The 23,951-nt window shown below is 49.7% G+C and carries 23 protein-coding genes; 9 read left to right on the top strand and 14 right to left on the bottom strand.

Going from position 1 to position 23,951, the window contains the following annotated elements; all coding sequences use genetic code 11:
• Nucleotides 1-164: 164 nt before the first annotated feature.
• Nucleotides 165-1,529, top strand: coding sequence for a DEAD/DEAH box helicase (locus B0D95_RS06165; protein WP_078043078.1), 1,365 nt, complete (start codon nucleotides 165-167; stop codon nucleotides 1,527-1,529).
• 64 nt (nucleotides 1,530-1,593) lie between these two features.
• On the opposite strand, the gene B0D95_RS06170 is transcribed toward B0D95_RS06165, so the two are convergent.
• Both B0D95_RS06170 and B0D95_RS06175 read right to left on the bottom strand, forming a co-directional pair.
• The gene (locus B0D95_RS06170) at nucleotides 1,594-2,430 is read right to left on the bottom strand and encodes a hypothetical protein (protein ID WP_078043079.1); all 837 of its coding nucleotides are present in this window, start codon (nucleotides 2,428-2,430) and stop codon (nucleotides 1,594-1,596) included.
• A 129-nt stretch (nucleotides 2,431-2,559) separates the two neighbouring features.
• Nucleotides 2,560-2,892, bottom strand: a complete 333-nt coding sequence (locus tag B0D95_RS06175; RefSeq protein ID WP_078043080.1) for a DUF6172 family protein — start codon at nucleotides 2,890-2,892, stop codon at nucleotides 2,560-2,562.
• 203 nt (nucleotides 2,893-3,095) lie between these two features.
• Here B0D95_RS06175 and miaB point away from each other — a divergent pair, with 203 nt between their 5' ends.
• Entirely contained in the window at nucleotides 3,096-4,469 is a 1,374-nt protein-coding gene (gene miaB / locus B0D95_RS06180; protein ID WP_078043081.1) for a tRNA (N6-isopentenyl adenosine(37)-C2)-methylthiotransferase MiaB, read from the top strand.
• Between the two features lie 91 nt (nucleotides 4,470-4,560).
• Here the strand turns inward: miaB and B0D95_RS06185 are convergent, their stop codons facing one another.
• The 12 genes from B0D95_RS06185 to B0D95_RS06235 all read right to left on the bottom strand — a co-directional run bounded on the left by B0D95_RS06185 (nucleotide 4,561) and on the right by B0D95_RS06235 (nucleotide 13,320).
• The gene (locus B0D95_RS06185; protein ID WP_078043082.1) at nucleotides 4,561-4,767 is read right to left on the bottom strand and encodes a hypothetical protein; all 207 of its coding nucleotides are present in this window, start codon (nucleotides 4,765-4,767) and stop codon (nucleotides 4,561-4,563) included.
• Between the two features lie 183 nt (nucleotides 4,768-4,950).
• Entirely contained in the window at nucleotides 4,951-6,879 is a 1,929-nt protein-coding gene (locus B0D95_RS06190) for a response regulator (RefSeq protein ID WP_078043083.1), read from the bottom strand.
• Nucleotides 6,880-6,901: 22 nt separating this feature from the next.
• The gene (locus tag B0D95_RS06195) at nucleotides 6,902-7,345 is read right to left on the bottom strand and encodes a response regulator (protein ID WP_078043084.1); all 444 of its coding nucleotides are present in this window, start codon (nucleotides 7,343-7,345) and stop codon (nucleotides 6,902-6,904) included.
• 36 nt (nucleotides 7,346-7,381) lie between these two features.
• Nucleotides 7,382-8,911 carry a CHASE3 domain-containing protein gene (locus tag B0D95_RS06200; RefSeq protein ID WP_078043085.1) on the bottom strand — a complete coding sequence of 510 codons (1,530 nt, stop codon included), beginning with the start codon at nucleotides 8,909-8,911 and terminating at the stop codon, nucleotides 7,382-7,384.
• Nucleotides 8,908-9,138 carry a histidine kinase dimerization/phospho-acceptor domain-containing protein gene (locus tag B0D95_RS06205; RefSeq protein WP_078043086.1) on the bottom strand — a complete coding sequence of 77 codons (231 nt, stop codon included), beginning with the start codon at nucleotides 9,136-9,138 and terminating at the stop codon, nucleotides 8,908-8,910. The genes B0D95_RS06200 and B0D95_RS06205 overlap by 4 nt, the downstream gene beginning before the upstream one ends.
• A 10-nt stretch (nucleotides 9,139-9,148) precedes the next feature.
• Complete coding sequence (locus tag B0D95_RS20780) at nucleotides 9,149-9,523, bottom strand: helix-turn-helix domain-containing protein (RefSeq protein WP_246841740.1); 375 nt, start codon at nucleotides 9,521-9,523, stop codon at nucleotides 9,149-9,151.
• 11 nt (nucleotides 9,524-9,534) lie between these two features.
• On the bottom strand, nucleotides 9,535-10,473 hold the full coding sequence (locus tag B0D95_RS06210) for a sigma-54 dependent transcriptional regulator (protein WP_246841741.1): 939 nt from the start codon (nucleotides 10,471-10,473) through the stop codon (nucleotides 9,535-9,537).
• Between the two features lie 112 nt (nucleotides 10,474-10,585).
• Complete coding sequence (locus tag B0D95_RS06215) at nucleotides 10,586-10,828, bottom strand: hypothetical protein (RefSeq protein ID WP_078043087.1); 243 nt, start codon at nucleotides 10,826-10,828, stop codon at nucleotides 10,586-10,588.
• Nucleotides 10,794-11,276, bottom strand: a complete 483-nt coding sequence (locus B0D95_RS06220) for a hypothetical protein (protein ID WP_078043088.1) — start codon at nucleotides 11,274-11,276, stop codon at nucleotides 10,794-10,796. The genes B0D95_RS06215 and B0D95_RS06220 overlap by 35 nt, the downstream gene beginning before the upstream one ends.
• A gap of 10 nt (nucleotides 11,277-11,286) precedes the next feature.
• Nucleotides 11,287-11,583: a hypothetical protein gene (locus B0D95_RS06225; RefSeq protein WP_078043089.1), complete on the bottom strand. Its 297-nt coding sequence runs from the start codon at nucleotides 11,581-11,583 to the stop codon at nucleotides 11,287-11,289.
• A gap of 108 nt (nucleotides 11,584-11,691) precedes the next feature.
• Nucleotides 11,692-11,853: a DUF1328 domain-containing protein gene (locus B0D95_RS06230; RefSeq protein WP_078043090.1), complete on the bottom strand. Its 162-nt coding sequence runs from the start codon at nucleotides 11,851-11,853 to the stop codon at nucleotides 11,692-11,694.
• Between the two features lie 348 nt (nucleotides 11,854-12,201).
• Nucleotides 12,202-13,320 (bottom strand): AI-2E family transporter, encoded by a 1,119-nt coding sequence (locus B0D95_RS06235; RefSeq protein WP_246841742.1) that lies wholly within the window; start codon nucleotides 13,318-13,320, stop codon nucleotides 12,202-12,204.
• A gap of 362 nt (nucleotides 13,321-13,682) precedes the next feature.
• Between B0D95_RS06235 and B0D95_RS06245 the strand changes: the two genes are divergently transcribed.
• From B0D95_RS06245 to B0D95_RS06275, 7 genes are all read left to right on the top strand, one after another.
• The gene (locus tag B0D95_RS06245) at nucleotides 13,683-14,360 is read left to right on the top strand and encodes a BON domain-containing protein (protein ID WP_078043094.1); all 678 of its coding nucleotides are present in this window, start codon (nucleotides 13,683-13,685) and stop codon (nucleotides 14,358-14,360) included.
• Between the two features lie 321 nt (nucleotides 14,361-14,681).
• Nucleotides 14,682-15,752, top strand: a complete 1,071-nt coding sequence (locus B0D95_RS06250; protein WP_170941677.1) for a PhoH family protein — start codon at nucleotides 14,682-14,684, stop codon at nucleotides 15,750-15,752.
• Between the two features lie 2 nt (nucleotides 15,753-15,754).
• Complete coding sequence (gene ybeY, locus B0D95_RS06255; RefSeq protein WP_078043096.1) at nucleotides 15,755-16,222, top strand: rRNA maturation RNase YbeY; 468 nt, start codon at nucleotides 15,755-15,757, stop codon at nucleotides 16,220-16,222.
• Nucleotides 16,223-16,242: 20 nt separating this feature from the next.
• Complete coding sequence (locus tag B0D95_RS06260) at nucleotides 16,243-17,118, top strand: HlyC/CorC family transporter (protein ID WP_170941593.1); 876 nt, start codon at nucleotides 16,243-16,245, stop codon at nucleotides 17,116-17,118.
• Nucleotides 17,119-17,202: 84 nt separating this feature from the next.
• Nucleotides 17,203-18,741, top strand: coding sequence for an apolipoprotein N-acyltransferase (lnt, locus tag B0D95_RS06265; RefSeq protein WP_078043098.1), 1,539 nt, complete (start codon nucleotides 17,203-17,205; stop codon nucleotides 18,739-18,741).
• A gap of 698 nt (nucleotides 18,742-19,439) precedes the next feature.
• Nucleotides 19,440-22,385 (top strand): ribonucleoside-diphosphate reductase subunit alpha, encoded by a 2,946-nt coding sequence (locus B0D95_RS06270; RefSeq protein WP_078043100.1) that lies wholly within the window; start codon nucleotides 19,440-19,442, stop codon nucleotides 22,383-22,385.
• A 130-nt stretch (nucleotides 22,386-22,515) separates the two neighbouring features.
• Nucleotides 22,516-23,826, top strand: coding sequence for a ribonucleotide-diphosphate reductase subunit beta (locus B0D95_RS06275; RefSeq protein WP_078043103.1), 1,311 nt, complete (start codon nucleotides 22,516-22,518; stop codon nucleotides 23,824-23,826).
• The last annotated feature ends 125 nt before the right edge of the window (nucleotides 23,827-23,951 follow it).

The following is a 23,951-nucleotide window of genomic DNA, read 5'->3' on the forward strand; positions in this document are numbered from 1 at the left end:
TACTAATTTACGAAGGAACCTTTAGTGCGGAAAAACGGCACCTAAAGCCACTTTTGGTTATAAAACACTCGTTATCTTGTGCCAGAGAGGCGACCATTCCCCCTGAGCGGAGCATTAACCGGTATACTGCGCGCCACTTTTTTACCTTTCCCAGTCGATTATTTATGAATTTTGCTTCGCTCGGTCTTGCCCAGGAACTGCTTCACGCCATTAAAGTCATCGGGTTTAAAACCCTAACTCCCATCCAGCAGGAGGCGATTCCCGCTGCCCGTCGCGGTATAGACCTGCTCGCGACCGCGCAAACCGGCACGGGTAAAACCGCCGCCTACAGCTTGCCGGTCTTGCAGCAAATGCTGGAGAAACCCAAACACACCGAAGCCGGTTTTGCACGCACCCTGATACTGGCGCCAACGCGCGAACTGGTAGAGCAAATTGCCGCCGCCATGCAGCAATTTGCCCAATTCACGCCCTACAAAATCGCTACTGTGTATGGCGGGGTCAAACTCACCGGCCAGAGCGCCAAACTGCGCGCAGGTGTGGATATTCTGGTCGCCACTCCCGGGCGCCTGAAGGAGCATGTGGAGCTAGGCAATATCAACCTCGCCAAAACCGAATTTGTGGTGTTGGACGAAGCTGACCGCATGATGGATATGGGGTTCGTGAACGATATGCACGGCATACTCACCAGTATTGTGCGCAAGCACCAAACCCTGTTTTTCTCGGCCACCAGCTCACCGCTGGTAACCAACCTTGCCAAGCAGGCAATGAATCGCCCTACCCTGATCTCCATCTCCAAGCGCAACTCGGTGGCTGAAACCGTGGATCACGTGCTCTACCCAGTGGACAGCACCCGCAAGTACGAGCTGTTCATCCATTTGCTGCGCGAGCAAAACTGGCATCAAGTCATGGTGTTTAGCAGTACCCGCGACGAAGCCGAAAACCTCTACAAAGCGTTGAAAGAAGATAAGGTGGATGCTGCGGTCATTCACAGCGAAAAGACCCAGGGCTCACGTCGCCGCGCCCTGCAGGAATTCAAAGAAGACAAGCTGCAAGTATTAGTGGCCACCGAAGTCGCCGCGCGCGGGTTGGATATCCAGGGGCTGGATTTTGTGGTCAACCTCGACTTGCCGTTCTTCACCGAAGACTATGTTCACCGCGTGGGACGCACTGGTCGCGCTGGTCAGAAAGGGGTGGCCATTTCATTGGTTACACCCGCTGAAGAACACAAAATCTCGCTCATTGAAGAAGTGATTGGCACCAAAATCCGGCGAGAAAAAATCAAAGGTTTTGAAGTGACTGAGCAGGTTGTAAAAACGGTTACCAAACCCAAAAGTGGCCTGTTGAAATTGACAGAGAAAAAGCCCGCCAAATCACGGGCAGGCGATCCGAAAAAATCAGCGTTTGCCAAACCGGGCAAGCCCGGCACAAACAGCAGTCGTACCGCCGCCAAAAAACCGGTACGCAAAGGTAGTAAAGATGCCCGCCCAGCCAGTAAATTGGGCTCATCCACCCGCCCCAAAAAGAAATAACCCGGCGGATGTGATGGCAATAAAAAAGCCGCAACTCTGTGCGGCTTTTTTATTGGAAAAAATTTTATATATGCTTGCGTCGTTGACGACAGACACCTAACCCTAGCAATCCTAAACCCATCAGCCACAAGCCCTGAGGTTCAGTTACGGTAACAGATGAGTTATCGTCAATGGTTATACTGACCTCATTCGCAGAAAAATAAAATTGCTGCATATTGAGTATCGTATCTGATTTCAAAATGAAACCATCCGCATCGAAATAGTTAGTTGTCAGATAATGCCCCTGGGCAAGCCATCCACCACCACCCAAAGTATTAAAACCTGTTACAAGTAAAGTGTCTTCAAATGAAGTGCGCGCTAAATCGCCTTCCAAAGAAAAAGAGGTATAAAAATAATCGTAAAAATCGGAATAACTACCATCTTCCCCGTAAGTTCTTACCGGGCTAGATCCATTCAATTGCAAATTCAACGAAAAGTTACTGCTGGTAGAGTCAAAGCTTGTATAGATACCTGGATCATTACTGCCACGATTAAATACTATGGGCGCCCCCAACTGCGTATTTTGAAAGTTCACCTGATTAGACAAAATATTATTTGGTGTGGTGCCATCAATGAACATAAAGAAGTCATTGATATCAGGGCTTCGATAGAATTTGGTCATTGACCCTAAATCGCTAGTATCAAGAGAAAAACTTGCACTACCTGATAGGCTGCCATATACGGCAGCATCTGATACTGTACTAGTGACGCCGGTACTTGCATCGTATGTTAATACGCTGAGCGTTTCTACTGAGCCTGGATTCGGGCTTGCGTTGACATTATAAGTAATCAACGCGGCATAACTGCTAATGCTAAAACAGCCCAATCCGATTGCGGTGAGCAATGAGAAGTATTTTTTCATAACCAATCTACCCTGTTTGGTGTTTAATATTTGATAGGTGTAACCACTAAAGCAATGCAAGTGCTTTGCATGCTGATCATATATTGAAATAGCAGTGTGTTACATCACCAAATTGGTTGGGTTTACCAATCACTCATCAAACCCATCATCGTCATTATCAGCGTATTCACCGTTTTCATCACGCGGCTTGCGAATACCCGGGGCGGCGATAATCTCCACATAAAAGCTTTCGCCACCTGCGGCTTTGACTTCATCCATCTTTTTGGTGATTTCACCCAAACGCACCACCTCGGCCTGCTCGGCGGTGACGCCGAACTTGCAATCAAACGCCCAGAAATCCACACCTTTTGGCAGGGTTTTGCGGCGCTCGCGCTTCACGTATTTACGCACTTCGTGCTTGATGGCCTCCAATAAACGATCGGGATGTTTACCTTCGACTTGGAGTTTGAACGTCTTTTTCATGATGTACCTGTAGTAAAGGAAGGCTGTAATAAAAATGCTGGTAATAAAAACCATGGCGGCAAGGCACTAAATTGGCGCGCATGGTAACACGGGCGCGATTGCCAAGGGGCTTTTGTGTAGGCTTTAGGCCCTAAGATAGCTATAATGCGCGCCTTCTTTTTTTGCATGTTTTTTAATCAGACTTTTTACCCAGGTAGTATTAGATGTCGACCACCGAAATGCCGATCAAAAAGCTCTATATCAAAACCCATGGCTGCCAGATGAATGAGTACGATTCTTCGCGCATGAAGGATTTGTTGGGTGAATCGCACAATATGGTGCCAACCGAGAACCCGGAAGAAGCCGACGTTATCCTGATTAATACCTGCTCAATCCGCGAAAAAGCCCAGGAAAAGCTCTTCCATGAACTGGGTCGCTGGAAAAACCTGAAAAAGAAAAATCCCGATTTGGTGATTGGCGTAGGCGGCTGTGTGGCCAGCCAGGAAGGTGATGCCATTGCCAAGCGAGCGCCCTATGTGGACCTGATTTTTGGCCCGCAAACCCTGCATCGCCTGCCGGAAATGATGGAAACCAAACGCGAAAATGGCGTAGTCGTGGTGGATGTCAGCTTCCCGGAGATCGAAAAGTTTGACCGCCTGCCCCAACCCGATGCCGATGGCGTAAGCGCCTTTGTATCGATTATGGAAGGCTGCTCTAAATACTGCACCTTCTGTGTAGTGCCCTACACTCGCGGCGAAGAAGTCAGCCGCCCGGTGGCAGACGTGATGGCGGAAATCCTCCACTTGGCGCAACAGGGTGTACGTGAAGTCAACCTGCTCGGCCAAAACGTAAACGCCTATCGCGGGGCAACGGCCGACGGCACCTTTATCGACCTCGCCGAATTGATTACCTATGTCGCCTCTATTGAGGGTATTGATCGCATTCGCTTCACAACGTCCCACCCCGTAGAATTTACCGATGCGCTGATTGAGGTATACAACCAGGTGCCCGAATTGGTGAGCCACTTGCACTTGCCAGTACAGAGCGGCTCCGACCGTATTTTGATGGCAATGAAGCGCGGCCATACCGCGCTGGAGTACAAATCCAAACTGCGCCGCATTAAAAAGAATCGCCCGAATATCAGCTTCTCTTCCGATTTTATTATTGGCTTCCCCGGCGAAACTGATGCCGATTTTGAAGCGACGATGAAACTGATCCACGATATGGATTTTGATACCTCTTACAGTTTCATCTACAGCCCGCGCCCCGGCACACCGGCGGCAGATTTGCCCGATGACACACCGGAAGAAGTGAAAAAACATCGCCTTGCAATCCTGCAGGATCGCCTGATCCAGCAAGCCATGGCGATCAGCCGCCGCATGGTGGGTAATACCGAACGTATTTTGGTGACCGGTTATTCGCGCAAAGACCCAGGTCAATTGTGTGGCCGAACGGAAAACAATCGCGTTGTTAATTTCCGTAGCGACAATGCCGATTTGATTGGCAAGTTCGCCGATATTTTGATTGAAGAGGCGCTGACCAATTCACTGCGCGGCACCTTGCTCAGTTCTGAATTGGATGCTGACTGGGTAAAATAACGCTCATCGCTCACCGTTAATTCCCACAACGAAAAACCCCGTGCTGGCATAGCCAACACGGGGTTTTGTTTGCCAAGACTGCCGATGAAGGCTAGCAGTTCTTGTCGGACGCTTTTTCGCAAGCATCCTCAATACCATCCTTGATCTCATCTGCCGCGTCATCCAATTTATCGCGGGTTTCATCAAGCGCTTTATCAACATCCTCGCCCAACTTTTCTGCCGGCCCGTCATTAGAGTCACAAGCGGCCAAGGGCACAGCTAACAAAGCGATGATAAATACACGTTGTAGTAAATTCATAAAAATACTCCCTATGCATTGTTGTAGTAACACTTAATACATTGCGTATTACGTGCCAACCTTGCAAAACCGCGCAATAGCAGGGTTTAACGCACAAAACCGGATATATCCATCGCCATGATACCGAGCCCGTATTGCAAATTTTACAAAACCCTGGCGATAGCTACAAAAAAACAAAACCACTCACGCCAAAATCGCCTCAAGCTGCGCCAGCGATACAGGCTTTAATAAACTCGCGGTTACACCCGCTGCTGCCGCGCGCTGCGCATCCACCGCTTCACCGCTGGCGATAATAATGCGCACATCGGCATTGCGCTCACGAATCTGGGCAGCGCACACATAGCCATTCATATCAGGCAAGTGCAAATCAATGAGTACACTGTGCAGGTCATGCTCATCCAACAGGCGCAAGGCAGCGGCGGCATATTGTGCACTGAATACCTGCCACCCCAATAAGCTCAACAAACCGGTCATAGCAGCCAGCGTATCCGCATCATCCTCAACCACTAAAATAGATTTTGCCTGCGATGTACCGGATACAGGATTAGGTGCAGGTGTTAAAAACCGGGCCAGACAATTGTAGAGCCGGGCCTGATCCAGTGGCTTGCCTAAATACGCCGTAAAACCCGAGGCAAAACAGCGATCCATATCGCCCTTCATGTGCGCAGCAGTCAATGCCACCAATGGCAAACTAAAGCCATCCCGTCGCAATTGTTGCGCTGCCTGATGGCCATCCATCACCGGCATATGAATATCCATTAACACCAAATCAACAGGATTAGCGGCGTTTTTTTCAGCATGCAGAATACGCACTGCATCTGCGCCGTCAGACGCATAGATCACCTCAGCCCCCGTTAACTGGACAAAATGGCCGATCAGTGTGCGAATATCGCGTAGGTCATCCACCACCAATACGCGCCCGCGAAAATTGGGAACACTCACTGTTTGCTCTGTTACCCTATCCACGTTTAATGACAAAGGCGCGGTTTCTGCCAAGTCCAGCTCATCTACCGCCAGGGTAAAACTGAATTCGCTGCCCAGACCAACCTGACTACTCACCTGAATATGCCCGCCCAAGCGTTCCACCAATTGTTTGCTGATGGTAAGTCCCAAACCTGTGCCTACACGCGGGTGTATTTGCGCATTTTTGGATTGCACAAAAGGTTCAAAAATCACCTTCTGTGTTTCTTCACAAATGCCAATGCCGGAATCTTTTACGGAAAAACGAATTTTATTGCTCTGGTCTTCATAAACCCAATCAATGGTTAACAACACCTCGCCTTGATGGGTAAATTTAATCGCATTCCCCATGAGGTTCAGCAGAATCTGGCGCAAGCGCATAGGGTCTGTCGTAATAGTGACGGGTAATGGTTGGGGCGCTTCTATACGCAGTTGTAAATTTTTATCGGCAGCAGCGCCCTGCATTAAAAAATAAATATCGGTAAGAAAGGCAGCAAACAATACCGGCTGTTTTTCCAGCTCTAACTTTCCGGCTTCAATTTTCGAGAGATCCAGAATATCGTTGAGCAAACCGAGTAAATGTTTACCGTTGCGATGCACTATTCGCAAATGCGCAGCATTGTCTGTATCTGTTGTTTTGGTTAACAGGAGTTCGGTAAACCCCAAAATAGCAGACAAAGGCGTGCGCAATTCATGGCTGAGGTGCGCGAGGAATTCACTTTTTGAGCGGTTCTCCGCCTCTGCTTTTAACCGCTCTACCCGCTCACGCTCCACGTCGCGGCGCGCCAAGGCATAACGAATGGCGCGAGCCAGTTGTTCGGCACTGAGTGTGGACTTCACCAGATAATCCACAGCCCCTGCTTGTAACGCTTGCCGATCCACTTCAATTTGATGCATGCCAGTTAAGAGAATAACCGGGCCGGAAAATCCCACTTCATGGGCAAACTTTAGCAACTCAATACCGTCGCGCGCGCCAAGTTTGTAATCCATCAAACACAAATCGTGTTGGTCTTGCTGCAATAATTGCTGGCCGACCTCATAAGTGGGCGCCCAATCCAATACACAAGTTTGGCTGATATCAGTCAACAAATCCTTGACGAGAAAAAAGTCATCTTCATCGTCATCAATCATTAACAGCTTTACATTTTGCATACCAACCTCGCACAGCAGGTGATTATGGCAACTCTACAAACTCCACCCAATATTTGCCCAAGGTGCGCATCAACTCCACCAGTGCATCAAATGTCACAGGTTTGGTGATATAAGAGGCAGCACCAAGGTCATAACCTTTCACCATGTCCTCTTCTGCTTTCGAGGTGGTCAGGATAACAACCGGAATACGGCGCAAACCGGGGTCAGCTTTTATTTCTGCCAAGGCTTCACGCCCATCCATTTTGGGCATATTCAAATCCAGCAAAATCAGCCCGGGCATTGGGTAGGTTGTGCGCTCAGCAAATTCACCCTCACCGCGCAAATAACGCAATAGCTGCACACCATCTTCCACAAAATACAATTCATTCAGCACCCGGCTTTCGTGCATGGCATCCTGCGCTAACAAGCGATCATCGGCATCGTCATCTGCCATTAAAATCACTAGCGTCTTTTTGGGAATATTCATGGGTAAATCCTTGATGTCTGAAACAACGATATAGCTCTACGGAGTATCTGCAAGCAGATCCTGCAGAGGTTCGATAATGGTTTGTGTCATAGGTAAAAAGAGTGTGAATACGGCACCTTCACCCGGCTCGCTCTGGGCCGTAATAGTGCCACCATGGCGCTCGACAATTTTGCGGCACAGTGCCAAACCGATACCCGTGCCTGAATATTCATCGCGCCCATGCAATCGCTGAAATAAACTGAATACCCGCTCGGCATACTGCGCCTCAAATCCGATGCCCTGATCAGCAAAACGCAAACGACACCAACACCGTTCATCGCCTTCCATTGGCGATTCCAAATTCGTTTCACTGGTTACCGTTACTATAGGGCGATGGCCCGGTGCATGGAATTTCAGGCTGTTTGCCATTAAATTCATAAACACTTGCGCTATTTGCGAGCCATCGGCATCAATGGTGGGCAAAGGGTCTATATGCACCTGGGCACTGCTCTCTTCAATCGCATAATCCAGGTCATCCAACACACTGTGCATGATCTTATTTAAATCCACCGGCACAAAGGGACGCTGCTTGGTGGTTACGCGGGAAAAGCTGAGCAAATCATCAATTAACGCTGACATACGCCCGGAAGCCGCCTGCATACGCAATACATAATCTGCCCCCGTTTCACCTAATTCGGCAGAAAATTTTTGTTGCAGGCGATCACCAAAGGCGCGAATTTTTCGCAGTGGCTCTTGTAAATCGTGCGAAGCCACAAATGCAAACTCTTCCAATTCGCGATTACTGCGTTGTAGCTCCTCCGAATATTGCAACAAGGCCTGGGTACGCATGCCCACTTTTTCTTCCAACTCGGCATTGGCAGCGGCCAGCGCGGAATTCAATTGCGCCACACGGGATGCATTGCGATACCATGTGTAAAAAACCCCCAGCGATAACAGCAACCCAATACCGTTGGCCAGCAATAAGGCCATGAGAATAAATTCGCGGTTGTCAGCGGCAACAGCTTTATTGCTTTCCAACAGCAACAGCTCTTCGCTTTCCATCTCTCCCAGTAGCTGGGAAATAGCGCGCATCAGTTCAATACCTTCGTCAGTTTTCACTTGCCGTATAGCTGCGCGAATTTCCTCGCGATTAGTCAACACCACAATCCGCTGCATTTCATCAATTTTATTACGCACATAATGACGCAGGGATTCAAAACGTTTTGTTTGCACCGGCGAGCGAGCTGTGGAGTCGCCTAACTGCGTTAACAAATCGTCCACCACCGAAAGAGTTTGATGATAAGGCTGCAAATACTCCGGGTCGCCCGTCAGTAAATAACCGCGCTGACTGGACTCCGCCGCCACGAGCTCCCGATTCAAGTCCTTAATCAGGTTAATGGTCTGTAAAGTGTTATTGATGCTGATATTGTTTTGCGTAATCACATCAATGGAGCGATAAGCCAAGACTGCGCTAACCGCAAAAAAGGTCACTGCCGCCGCCAGCGCCATCACCCAGACGGAATTAGGTAATTTGTTGGTAATAAACTGATTGAATGAACTCTTACCTTGGAGGGCGTCGTCGCTCATTCCTGCATCTCGCTATTATTTTCATCGCGCACAAAACGGGTATGTTGCAAGCCTTCCAACAACTGACTGCACTGACGGCATTCAGCCAGAATTGTGTCGAAGATACTAATGGCTTTGCGAATGTCCCCTGTGCGCTCCAGCGTTAATTTACCCAACTCAGCATTCACAGAAATAGTATTTAGCGGATTACGCAAATCATGTACAAAACGATTTTTTTCGCCATCCATATTTATGCCCTCACAGCTCAACATTGCCATAACTATTTAAACGGTTATATAAGGTTTTTAAACTGATTCCCAACATATCGGCGGCTTGCTTTTTATCACCATCAAAATGCTCCAGGGTAGACTCAATCAGTTCGCGCTCCACTTCCTCAACAGTTTTCCCGACCCGAATGCCGGCTTGAGGTTGCGCAGCGACTTTTGAAAATGGCGATGACAGGTTATCGGGTAACACTAATAATTTTTTCTGTTGATCTGCCATTATGTAAGCGCGATGAATCGCGTGGCGCAACTCGCGCACATTGCCCGGCCAATCATATTGCTGCAAACGCAGCAGTGATTCTTCACTAATGCCAATATCGCTCGAATATTCCTGATTAAATGCCGCCAAAAAATGTTCGACTAAAAGCGGTATATCTTCCTTGCGCGCACGCAAGGGGGAATATGGATAGGGAAGACCGCCAACCGGAAGTACAAATCTTCACGCAGGCAACCTTGCAAGGCCATATCCTGCTCGGTGCGATTGGTTGCCGATACCACACGCCCCTCAATATCCACACTGGAAGTAGCGCCCAGGCGAGTCACTTTTTGCGTTTCCAATACCCGCAACAGGTTGGGTTGCAAATCAATGGGCATCTCAGTTATTTCATCTAAAAAAAGTGTCCCTTTATTGGCTTGCTCAAACACACCTATTTTGCGATGTGTTGCCCCGGTAAACGCGCCCTTCTCATGACCGAACAATTCACTGTTAATCAACTCGCGTGAAAATGCCCCGCAGTTAGCGGCTACATAATCGCCCTCTGTTTTACTGGCATAGTGAATAGCCGCCGCTACCATTTCCTTACCTGCCCCGCTTTCCCCCAGAAGCATCACATTGGCTTTGGTGGTGGAGACACGCTCAATCATTTCGTACAGCTGTTGCATGGGTGCCGACTCGCCCACCAAATGATTAAAATGTAAACGGACCGATGAGGGTGATGTTGTCGAGGTTAATTTTTTATCGTCAAACAGGGATTCAAGTTGCTGTAAATCAATGGGCTTAATAAGGTAATTAATGTTGGAGCCGTAAAGATTCTTAACAATGGATTTAATGGAAGGATGGCCGGTGATGAGCGTAATTTTTATGGTGTGTTGTGCGGGCAAAGCTTCAAGTAAATGCAGCCCGCTGCCATCCGGTAATATCAAATCCAGAATCATGTGCGTGTATTGTTTACGCCCTATTAATTCGCGTGCCTGTGCCACAGAATCCGCTGTTGTTACACTGTGCCCCAACAATCCTAATAATTGTGCTGTTGCATCCAGAAAGCGCTTGTCATCGTCAACCAATAAAACCTCAGCCACGATCGATATCCTCATGTTAGCCAGTTAGCATCCAGGCTCATTCTAGCACCAGTCAGATAAAAGAACGCAGCACCCATCAACAACTTAGCGATGCAATTCACTTTTTAAACACTCAGGAAAATGGCCACAACCTCAAACCGGGAAAGGCAGCCCGGCACAATTTGTGTGATAGCGAATCCTTGGGTGCAAAAATAGCCCCAGCGACAACACCTGTCAGCAATGGCGCCACACCAAAGGTGATAAAAAAAGCACTGAATGTAGGTGCAGTAAGGCGCGCATGCAATTGTCGCTGTAACTCAGCCCCCTGCAACTGCAATTGTTCATTCTTTTGTTTTACTGCAACGGTTAAATTCATCTTGGGTACTCCGCACAAATTGGTCAATTTGCGCACGGGTATAAGGGAATGTCATGCGCGTGCGATATTTTACAAACAGCCAACGACACACGAATAGAAGTAAAACCTGCAATAGGAAAAATGTCAGCATCCCTAATCCGACTTGCCCACTGGCAGCCACGACTGACCAAGCCATTAACGCAGAAAATGCACACCAGGTTAACAAGATAATAGGCATCATCATCAACCATAGCATCATGAGTTTTGGCAAAGTACGCACAGCAAGCAGTGCTTCTACCCGAGCCAAATCCACGACACCGCCCACAAAACCAACAAGCTGTTCACCCAATTGCAAGGTTTGCGCTACGTCGGCTTCCCAATTAGCAGCAGGTTTATGACTTGACGGAGAAAAAGCATCCTGGGGCTGTGCAGCCCCAGGTGCATTTTCATTTCGCTCATGGGTATTCATGACTGAATACTCAGTGACGACGATGTAACAGATGGGATACCAACCAGCCCGCTGCAAACGCTACACCTACTGTTACCAAAGGCTTGGCTTTAACCACTTCTTCCGCTTTTTCCTCCAGCTCAATAGCACGCGCTTTTCCTTCGTTCAGGCGAACCTTGGCATTGGCAGCGGTAGCACTTCCAATTGAACCAACAGCATCGTAAATACTGGATGTTGCTTCCTTGAATTGGGCAATAGCTTCAGACATGGTGATGTCATCTACTGATTTACCGTTTGCATGGCTTTTTACTGATGTTTGAGTGCTCATGGGTATTACCTCTTGGTTGTTAACAATGACTTAAAAATGAATGTTAAAAATAACAGTTAAAATTCACTTCACAAAAACGAATAACCTTTACTGCAATCAACCGGCGAACTAAAGCCGACGTTTACCAAAGATAAGTGACAGTACAAACAACACCAGAAAAACAAAAAATAATATTTGCGCTATTCCTGTTGCTGCACCTGCTATACCACCAAAACCAAACAGACCTGCAATGATGGCAATAATAAAAAACACTACGGCGTAATAAAGCATGGGATTCTCCTTGTCATGTGTTCAATGTATTGAGGTCAATCACACACGTTCACTTAAACTAATTCAATGAACGTGCCAACTCCTTTTGTTTTTTATAAAGCCGCACTAAATGTGCTATTCGTTCACCCTTTTTATTCACCAGAAGTCTATTAACAGCAGCGGTTAGCGGAATCAGGAAGGGAATAAGCCAATAAACAGAGGATCACAAGAAAAAGCGGAAGACAAAGGACAACACCACTACGATGGCGTCACCCAAAGCTGTAAATTTCATTGAAATTTATGCAAAACCTACAAATCGGTGAAAAATTTACATTGCTCGATACGGTGGAAAGCAATGTACCCAACCAACTACTGGCGGGAAATATCACCATCCAGAATATTGATCCAGCAACCAATAAGATTGAGGTGTGACGCTAAAATCTTGAAGCAGACCAACAAGGGAATCGCGATTAATAAACCAACAACACCCCATAGCCAGCCCCATGCAAACATCCATAACACAACCAATAAAGGGTTCATATTAAAACGCTGACCTAATACTGTTGGCGTTACCAATTGCGATTCAATAAAGTTCAAAAACAGGAAACTTCCCGGCACCATTAGCGCCATACCCCAGGTGTTGTATTCCAAAAATCCTACCGCCGTCAGAATCACGCTCAACACCAAAGGCCCGATATAAGGTGCAAAATTCAATATCGCCGCCAGCGCGCCCCATAACAATGGATCTTCCACACCTAACACAGCCATAACGCAGGCTGTTGCCAATCCCAAACCAAGATTGATGATGGAGATCAGCAATGCGTAGCGGGATATATCATCGCGCACGGTTTGAAAAATAATCACCGCTTTTTTCTTCTCCGCAAAGGATGACTGGGCGCGAACAAAGTTGCGCATTAAATTATCGCCATATACCAGAAAAAAATACGTGATCACAAATACGGCAGCCACCTGTACCAATAGCATTGCTGTTGTACCCGCCACCAATGATAGTGCCGAAAAAATAATAGTTTCCAATGCACTGCCAATGGCATTACTGTCGCCATTGGCATCCGGCATGACCTGCGAGCGGAGCAATTTAAATTGATCAGACCAACCATTGATATGGGCGGTGAGCTTATCGCCAAGCGCGGGCAAACTATCCAACCAATGCGCCGCAGGTCCCACCAGAAATACACAGGTTAGCCCCAGCAACAATACCAACAAGATAACTACCAATGCCGCCGCCAGCGCATGCGGTATTTTAAAATCCGCCAGAAAACGCACCAGCGGACTTGAAAATAAAGCGATAAAACCCGCGACAAATATGGGCAATAACAAGGTGCGACAAAAATACACGCTATAGAGCACAGCAATAACCACCAGTATATTCAGTGCCACACTGGTCGCACGTGCACATCGATGCTGCTGTATTTCCGAATGATGTGGTGCACCTTCCCCACCGCGAAACATAAATGGATTGTTCATCATTATTCCCTGCCATTGTGATGCTGATCCTGAGCACTTGCCATTTTCATACCAGAACAACTCAGCCACGAGCTACAACTATTTTTTGTGAAACGCATCCATGTAGATTTAAATAAAATTTACATTTTTTTGTAGTTCTTGCAAAAAAGGCATTCTTACAACTTCACTCATGACACCGCCACAACCTGTGCTGCGCGCGTCAACACCAGAAAAATAAAGGCCTCCTCAGGATTCACACATAACTGGCATGAAATCAGCTTTAGCCTTTGTATGCGTTCTTTTTTGTTGATCGCATATTTTTCAATCAAGCTATTTTTTATTAGCTGAAAAATGGTTTGAAAAATAGTTATCAAAGGAGATAAACGATGAAAACCTCATTCTTACACAGCATTACTATTCCCTTGAGCGCCCTTGCACTCACCGCATCCTTGTCTGCCACTGCTGCGGGCGATAAGGAATCCAGCTCACAGACTGGCGCTTACACCGAAAAGAGAAGTGCCGCTGAATTCTGGGCGGACTTTAAACAAGACAGCAAACAAACCTGGAAGGACAGTAAAACGGCTTTTAAAGACGGCTGGATTGAAAGCAAACTGGCGACAGCACTGGTTCTTAATGAACACCTGAATGCGTTCAAGATTGATATCGACGTCGATAATGACATGGCCACCTTGAGTGGTGAGGTTCATTCCGACATCGAAAAAGAACTGGCTGAAAATATTGCACTAGGTGTTGAAGGTATCGATGCCGTCACCAACAACATCAAAGTCATTGAAAAACCTGCCAGAACCGCAGAGCCTGCCACGCCGAAAGGTCGCAACTTTGCGCAGTATGTGGCCGATGTTTCAACCACAGCATCAATTAAAACCGAACTGCTCGCCTCGCCCAATATCAAAGGCCTTGCGATTGATGTGGATACGCTCAATCACAAAGTGACATTGTCTGGACAGGTGGGTTCGCTGGAAGAAAAAGCGCTGGCGCAAGCGATTGCGGCTAAACATGAAAATGTGAAAGGCGTGGTGAATAACTTGCAAGTAAAATCCTGATGCCACACAAACAGGATTTGTGCGTAAAGATGTCTGCCGGGGTGCGTGCCACCCCGGTTCGGCGGCGACACATCAACAACCGCAAACTTCTATAACCCAAGGCTCTTTAACCGCAGCGACCACAAACGACAACCGTCACTTAAAACCAGGATTTGCCTGACAAAAATAACAACAAATACAACCAGTTACTGAATATACCTCATAAACCTGTGTAACTTTAACGCGCAATTTAGTGCACATTCAGCTGCAATTTAGGCTTTATCCCTCCCGCCGAATGGTTTAGTCTTGCTTTTAATTGAGTCACAAGAGCTTACCAACCACTTGAACACCCAGGTTATATCCCCCCCGGAAATTATTACCCAGCCGCTAACGCTGGAGCCCAGCGATAGTCGTCGCCTTGCCAACCTCAATGGTCTGCTCGGTCAACACCTGCGCCAAATCGAAGAGCGCCTCGATATCGAAATACGCAATCGTGGTTCGGAATTCCAACTGGTAGGCCCCGCCACAAAAACGCGTGCTGCCGCCGAATTACTGCGCAACCTCTACGAATTCACCGGGCACAGCGAACTCACCCCGGATGAAGTCCATCTCGCCCTGCAAACCTCAGGAATTGAACAGCTTATGCAACAACTCGATAACGCCGAGTCTCTTGTTGATGACACCAGCGCTACCGCACCCGCCGCCGACAATACTAGCGACGAAGGTGGAATTACCCTTATCCGCACCAAAAAATGCACCATCAAGCCTCGCGGCTTGAATCAGCAGCGCTATGTGCGCGCTGTGCAACGCCACGACATTAACTTTGGTATTGGCCCTGCTGGTACAGGCAAAACCTACCTCGCCGTTGCCTGCGCGGTAGAAGCCCTGCTGAAAAATGAAATCGAACGCATTCTACTGGTGCGTCCGGCGGTTGAAGCCGGTGAAAAACTCGGTTTCTTACCGGGCGATCTGGCCCAGAAAGTAGACCCTTATTTGCGCCCACTCTACGATGCCTTGTTTGAAATGCTGGGCTTTGACACTGTAGGCAAACTCATGGAACGCGGCGTGATTGAAGTAGCGCCCCTTGCGTTTATGCGTGGTCGCACCCTGAATAATTCCTTTGTGATTCTGGATGAAAGCCAAAACACCACCCGTGAACAAATGAAAATGTTCCTGACCCGTATCGGTTTTGGCACCACAGCCGTGATTACCGGCGACCCGACACAAATCGACCTGCCACGAGGTATGGCCTCTGGCCTGCGCCATGCGATTGAAGTGCTGGATAACGTCAATGGCATCAGCTTTACCCACTTCACCTCCAAAGATGTGGTGCGTCACCCGATTGTCCAGCGCATCGTAGAAGCCTATGACGCTTTTGAGCAAAAGAACCCAAAACCGGATGACGCGCGCTGATCATGGCCTATCAAATTGATATAGAAAGTAACAGCCAAAGCCAACAAATTCCTGCTCTGGCTGAACTGGAGCGCTGGGTTAGCGCCGCACTGCAAAGCCAAAAACTTGAAGACGCAGAAGTGAGCCTCTATATAGTCGACGAAGACGAAAGCCAGGAGCTCAACAATCAGTATCGCGGAAAAGATTACCCCACCAATGTGCTCTCCTTCCCGGCGGATATTCCCGAAGAAGTAGGCGTGCCGCTCTTGGGCGATTTGGTGGTCTGCGCTCCCGTTGTGGAACGCGAGGCACGGGAGCAAGGTAAAACACTGGCGGCGCACTGGGCCCATATGCTGGTGCACGGCAGCTTGCATTTGCTGGGTTTCGATCACATCGACGATGGTGAAGCCGAAGAAATGGAAGCGCTGGAAACTGAAATCATCACCGGGCTGGGTTATCCCGCTCCCTATCAAGAACTTACGGCAGAATAAAAACCTTGGGAACTACCATCATGTCGGACGACCATCCGAGTAGCACCACTACTGAAAAAAACGAACGCAGCGATAAACACGAGCGATCATGGCTGGATAAAGTACTTCACGCGTTTAGCGCGGAGCCCAAATCCCGCGACGAGCTGCTGGAAATTATTAAAGACGCTGCCGACAACCAATTGCTCGACCAGGAAGCCCTGAGCATCATCGAAGGCGCATTGGATGTATCCTCCCTGCAAGCGCGTGAAATTATGGTGCCGCGCTCACACATAGTCGCCATCCGCTTGGAAGACTCACCGCAGGAATACCTGCCACAAATTATTGAATCCGGCCATTCACGCTTTCCGGTGATTGGCGAAAACATCGACGATGTAAAAGGCATTTTGCTGGCCAAGGATCTACTGCCCCTCGCCCTGAAAGGCACCGATAACTTCAATTTGGAAACCATTCTTCGCCCCGCCAACATTGTGCCGGAGAGCAAGCGTGTCAACGTATTGCTGCGCGAATTCCGCGAAAACCGCTACCACATGGCGCTGGTCATGGACGAATACGGCGGTATTACCGGCCTACTCACGATCGAAGATATCCTTGAAGAAATTGTTGGCGAGATTGAAGATGAAACCGACGAAGAAGAGGAAGCCTCTGACTTTATCAAGCGCGTGAGCGAAACCGACTACATAGTCAAAGCGCTGACGCCGATTGAAGACTTCAACGAATTCTTCAACACCCAATTCAGCGACGAGGACTTCGATACCCTGGGCGGTATTTTGATGCAGGAGTTCGGTCACCTGCCCAAGCGCAATGAAGTCGTACAAATGAACAATATGCAATTCCGCGTACTTTACGCCGACAATCGCCAAATCCACTTATTGCGCTTAACGATCGCAAGCGATTAATCTTCACGCTTGCAACACACCACGCTCTGGAAATCCCGCCCACTGGCGGGATTTTTTTAACCGCCCACACAAGATTACTGATCCATGGCCGATACGTTTCGCAACCTGTCCACCCGCCTTGCCCTGCTGCTCGCACTCATTAGCGGCGCCCTGATTACCCTGAGCTTTGCGCCGTTCGACTTCTGGCCAATCAGCTTGCTGAGCTTGACGGTGTTCGCCTTACTCCTCAAAGAGCAAACCATGAAGCAGGTACTCTGGCGCAGCTTTGCCTTTGGCCTGGGGTTATACGGGGCAGGTATTCACTGGATTTACGTCAGCATCCACAACTTTGGCGGCGCTGCCCCCTTATTTGCTGCCTTTTTGGTGTTTGTATTCGCCTGTTTTATGGCGCTTGTTTTTGTACTGCCGTTTTATCTCTATGGCCGCTGGTTTAGCTTTCACCGCTATGCCCTATTAATCGCCCTGCCCACCTGCTGGCTATTGGGCGAGTGGTCGCGCACTTGGTTGCTCACCGGATTCCCCTGGCTATTTTTAGGTTACAGCCATTTGGATACCTGGCTAGCCGGCTGGGCGCCGATTGGCGGGGTTATGAGCATCGGACTTATTCTGACTGCCAACGCCGGGCTGATTGCTGAGCTGGTCTGGCAAGGCCAGTCAGCACGCACACAAAAACCGCTAATGATCAGCGCCATTGCGCTCAACCTTGTATTTTGGGTTGCAGGTGCCGTTTTAAACACCATCACTTGGGCCGAACCTGAGGCAACCCCCATCCGCATTGGCATGGTGCAACCCAACGTGGATCAAGGCACCAAGCTGACCTTCAACGAGACCACCACCATCGCCGCATTGGACCAATTGCGCGAACTCAGCACCGATCTGTGGGATAACGACTGGGTCGTTTGGCCAGAAGCCGCCATTCCTACCACCTTGACCTTCCATGAGGCGCTGCCATTCCTGGAGGAGATGAACAGCAAAGCCTCCGCCGCCAATGCCGCGCTTTTTACCGGCGTCATCTACGAAGACCGCGACAAACATAAGTTCTACAACTCGGTGGTTGGCCTGGGAGAAGGCTATGGCTTCTACCACAAGCGACGCCTGGTTCCCTTTGGTGAATACGTGCCATTGGAAGACCAACTGCGCGGACTGATTGAATTCTTTAACCTGCCAACCTCGTTTATCCACATTGGCCCGCAGGATCAACATGGGCTAATCGCCAAAGGCGTGCGCATTACCCCGGCGATTTGCTATGAAATTGTCTACCCGGATCTCGTCGCCCAAGCGGCCAAAGAAACACAGGTGCTGCTCAGCGTGAACAACCTTGGCTGGTTCCTGAATTCGATCCAGGCCAAACAATTTATGCAGATGGCACAGATGCGCGCCCTGGAAACCGGCCGCTACCTGGTGTACAGCACTAACAACGGCCCCAGCGCGATTATCGACAACAAAGGCAAGATCATCAGCCAGAGCGATTCATTCCGCGCCCAGACCTTTACTGGCGTTATTCATGCGGTGAAAGCGTGGACACCCTTTATGGTAAGCAGTAGCGGGCCATTGGTGATTATCGCCGCCCTACTCTTATTGGCCCTGCAGGCGCCCGCTTTGTATCGCAAACAACCAGACTGATCGCCGGGGCAACAACAGTGAGCAGCGGGTAACCATCGCCACCATACGCTGCTCACCGCCCCCTCGGCACCAACACTAGCGCTCTATAAACTACAAACACTATATGTAGTCATAAATCAACAATAGAACTATTAGAAAAAAGTCTAAGTCTCGCGACAAATAGTCACAATTCGCATAGATGGCCCATTCCATGGCGTTTGCGGCGCAATGCCTGAGGATTACTGACTTGCCCCCAGTTTGTACCCCTGTCACCCACACCTTATCCACAGCTTTTCAAGCTTGCATAAAACCCGCAATCGCATTATCTTGTAGCCCATTCACGATTTACCCCTAGATATAGGTGTTGGGCGCGCCAAATGCACTAGCAGCGCCTAACCTTGCAGAGCTAAATCGTCAAGCAGAATTTTGACCCAATTGAACGCTAATTCACTATTTTGCTACATAGGTAGCAGTGATTAGCGGCTGGCGACACGCTCCACGCGTGTTTGCCTGGCATCAGCGGTATGGGCACAAGGCGTGATTGCGTCTACCACAATATCTTGTGGTCAGACAAAACACGCAACATGGTGTTGTAGACCCTGATTTTAATAACAACGGCCGCGCCCAAGTATCGCGCCCGGGTCATCCGACACAGGCTTTATCACAACTTTTACCAACCAGTCATTTCAACCAGGAAAGACCTCACGCGGGAGACGTCTATGCAAACTGACATTGAAACCACCACCGGTACACGCAACGTGCAACAGGACATTCACGGCGGCGCAGCCACACTCACAGCCACGGCACCGGGCCAATTACGCGTGATCAAGCGCAACGGAACGGTGGTTCCCTTCGATGCCAGCAAAATTGCCATCGCCATGACCAAAGCCTTTCTGGCCGTAGAGGGCGGCACTGCTGCGGCCTCCACGCGCGTGCATGAAACGGTCAATAACCTCACCCAACAAATTACTGCCACCTTCAAACGCCGCATGCCATCCGGCGGCACTATTCATATTGAAGAGATTCAGGATCAGGTTGAACTGATCCTGATGCGCTCCGGCGAACAAAAAGTGGCCCGCGACTACGTGCTCTACCGCGAAGAGCATGCTCGTCTGCGCGCCCAGAAGCAGCCCACGACCTCCCATGAGCCAGACCCGGACTACCCCAGCCTGAATGTGATTCTGGCCGATGGCAGCCGTGCTCCCCTGGACATTGGCCGTATGCGCACCATTGTGCGTGAAGCCTGTGCTGGCTTGGCCGGTGTAGCAGAGAAAGCCATTCTCGACGAAGCCATGCGCAACCTCTATGACGGTGTAGCGGAAAAGGACGTAAACACCTCATTGGTGATTACCGCCCGTACACTGGTAGAGAAAGAACCTAACTACTCTTTTGTAACCGCTCGTCTGCTGATGGACAAACTGCGCGCTGAAGCCCTGAGCTTCTTCGGTGTGGCCACCTCTGCCACCCAGGCTGACATGGAAACCCTCTACGCCCAAACCCTGCCGCTCTATATCAAGAAAGGCGTTGAGCTGGAGCTGATCTCTCCCGAGCTGCAAAACTTTGACCTGGAAAAACTGGGCAAAGCCCTGATCGCCGAGCGCGACTTGCAGTTCACCTACCTCGGCCTGCAAACCCTGTATGACCGCTACTTCATTCACAGCAATGACACCCGCATCGAACTGCCGCAAATATTCTTTATGCGCGTAGCCATGGGCTTGGCGATCCAGGAAGACAACCGTGAAGATCGCGCGATTGAGTTCTATCGTCTCTTGTCATCCTTTGACTACATGAGCTCCACCCCAACCCTGTTCAACTCCGGCACCTTACGCCCGCAGTTATCCTCTTGCTACCTGACCACCGTGCCGGACGACCTTCACGGCATTTACGGTGCGATTCAAGACAACGCCATGCTCAGCAAATTTGCAGGCGGCCTGGGTAATGACTGGACCCCGGTGCGCGCATTGGGCGCCTACATCAAAGGCACCAACGGCAAGTCACAGGGTGTAGTTCCCTTCCTGAAAGTAGCCAACGACACCGCTGTGGCGGTAAACCAGGGCGGCAAGCGCAAAGGCGCCGTCTGTGCGTACCTGGAAACCTGGCACCTGGATACCGAAGAATTCCTTGAGCTGCGCAAGAACACCGGCGATGACCGCCGCCGCACCCACGATATGAACACCGCCAACTGGGTGCCCGACCTGTTCATGAAGCGCGTATTTGACGATAAAGAGTGGACCCTCTTCTCGCCGAACGACGTTCCCGACCTGCACGATTTGTACGGCAAAGCTTTTGAAGAGCGTTACGCGTTCTACGAAGCCGAAGCCGCTGCTGGTCGCATCAAAGTCTTCAAAACCGTACGCGCATTAGACCTGTGGCGCAAAATGCTGGGCATGCTGTTTGAAACCGGCCACCCATGGATCACCTTCAAAGACCCATGCAACCTGCGCAGCCCGCAACAGCATGCCGGTGTGGTTCACTCATCCAACCTGTGTACTGAAATCACCTTGAATACCAAGGCGAACGATGAAATCGCGGTGTGTAACCTCGGTTCTATCAACCTTGCGCAACACATTGTGGATGGCAAACTCGATCAGGCAAAACTGGAGCGCACCGTTAAAACTGCGATCCGTATGCTCGATAACGTGATCGATATTAACTACTACGCCGTGGCGACCTCCAAACAGTCCAACCTGCGTCACCGCCCTATCGGCCTTGGCATCATGGGCTTCCAGGATGCGCTCTATGAACAACGTATCGCCTACAGCTCACAACAAGCCGTAGATTTTGCCGACACCTCCATGGAAGCCGTGAGCTACTACGCCATCAAAGCCTCCAGCGAACTGGCGGCCGAGCGTGGCAAGTACTCGACCTTTGAAGGTTCTTTGTGGAGCAAAGGCATTCTGCCTATCGACTCTATTGAAATCCTCGCGCAAAACCGTGGTGAGAATTACATCAAAGTCGACCGCAGCCAAACCTTCGACTGGGCAACCCTGCGCGAGCAAGTGAAAACCCAGGGTATGCGCAACTCCAACGTGATGGCGATTGCCCCAACGGCAACCATCTCCAACATAACTGGCGTAACCCAGTCGATTGAACCGACTTACCAAAACCTCTACGTGAAATCCAACCTCTCAGGCGAATTCACCGTGGTTAACCCGCACTTGGTACACGACCTGAAAGCCCGTGGCCTGTGGGATGCGGTAATGGTTAACGATTTGAAATACTACGAAGGCTCACTGCAAAAGATCGACCGCATCCCGGCCGACCTCAAAGCCATCTACTCCACCGCGTTTGAAGTAGAACCCAAGTGGATCGTAGAAGCCGCCAGCCGTCGCCAAAAGTGGATTGACCAAGCACAGAGCTTGAACCTCTACATCGCGGGCGCTAACGGTAAAAAATTAGACATTACTTACCGCATGGCGTGGTTCTCCGGCTTAAAGACTACGTATTACCTGCGTGCCTTGGCAGCAACCACCACCGAGAAATCCACCATCAATACCGGCGCCTTGAACGCGGTATCCGCTGGCGGTGCAAACGGTGGACTGGCAGCAGCCCCTGCCGCCGCAAAACCGGCAGTCGCCGAGGTAGAAGAAGCGAGCTTTGCCCAAGCGGCGCCAGTGCCACTGGCCTGTTCGATTGATAATCCGGATTGCGAAGCTTGCCAATAAACCTCAGTGTTGGGGTTCGCTTCGCTCACCACCAACCTACAGAGTGCTTCGTAGGTTGGTGGTGAGGAACGAACCCCAACAAATATGCAGAATACGCGATACACGCACACAGAATTAAACGAGGAACACCATGCTAAGTTGGGATGAATTCGATACCGAAGAAGCGGTAAAAGAAACAGCACGTCAAGACGCCATCAGCGCCGCGCAAACCAAAGCCGCCGCGCCCGTAGCGCAACCGACCCAAGCGCAAGTGGCGCAAGCACAGGCCGCACAAGTAAGCGCCGCTGCTGATGCCCAAGCCGTTAACACCGCCTTTGCTGCTGCCGCCAAAGAAGCAGGCATTAGCCCTGAACTGGCCAAAGCGCGCGCCAGCCTCGCCGCACTTGACCCGGCTCCCGGTTTGCAAGAATTGGAAATGGGTGCCGCCCGTATCCAGGTTGATGAAAAGCGCATGATCAACTGCCGCGCAGACTTGAACCAACTGGTTCCCTTCAAATACGACTGGGCATGGCAAAAATACCTTGATGGCTGCTCCAACCACTGGATGCCACAAGAAGTAAATATGACCGCCGACATCGCCACCTGGAAAAGCAAAGACGGCCTGACCGATGACGAGCGCCGCATCGTTATGCGCAGCCTCGGTTACTTCTCTACTGCTGACTCATTGGTAGCGAACAACCTCGTCCTCGCGATTTACCGTTTGATCACCAACCCCGAATGCCGCCAATACATTTTGCGTCAATCATTCGAAGAAGCGATCCACACCCACGCTTATCAATACTGCATTGAATCGCTGGGTATGGATGAAGGCGAAATCTTCAACATGTACCGCGAATTGCCAAGCGTTGCGAACAAAGCCGCATGGAGTTTGAAGCACACCCAAACCCTGGGTGACCCAACCTTCACTACCGGCACACCAGAAACTGATCAGGAATTGCTGCGCAACCTTGTCGCGTTTTATGTAGTGACCGAAGGTATTTTCTTCTACTGCGGATTCAGCCAAATCCTCAGCATGGGACGCCGCAACAAAATGACCGGCGTTGCCGAGCAGTTCCAATACATCCTGCGCGATGAATCCATGCATTTGAACTTTGGTATCGATGTCATTAACCAAATCAAATTGGAAAACCCGCACTTGTGGACTGCAGAATTCCAACAAGAAGTTATCCAAATGATTCTGGAAGGCACCGAGCTGGAAATTCAATATGCCCGCGACTCCATGCCACGCGGCGTACTCGGCATGAATGCCGCGATGATGGAAGAATACCTCCACTTCATCGCCAACCGCCGCTGCGCACAAGTCGGCCTGAAAGAACAATTCCCCGGCGCACAGAATCCATTCCCATGGATGAGTGAGATTATGGATTTGCGTAAGGAGAAGAATTTCTTTGAGACGCGCGTGATTGAGTATCAGACTGGTGGGGCTTTGAGCTGGGATTGATTTAAAAAATTTAATTATTAGCAAGGATGCTAAGAAATTATTTTGAAGAATTATTGCGAAATTATTTATTTCGCTAAAAACAAGAAACCCCTGCAATCGCGCAAACGATATACAGGGGTCTTGAC

It is taken from the genome of Cellvibrio sp. PSBB023 (assembly GCF_002007605.1).
Classification (GTDB): Bacteria; Pseudomonadota; Gammaproteobacteria; order Pseudomonadales; family Cellvibrionaceae; genus Cellvibrio.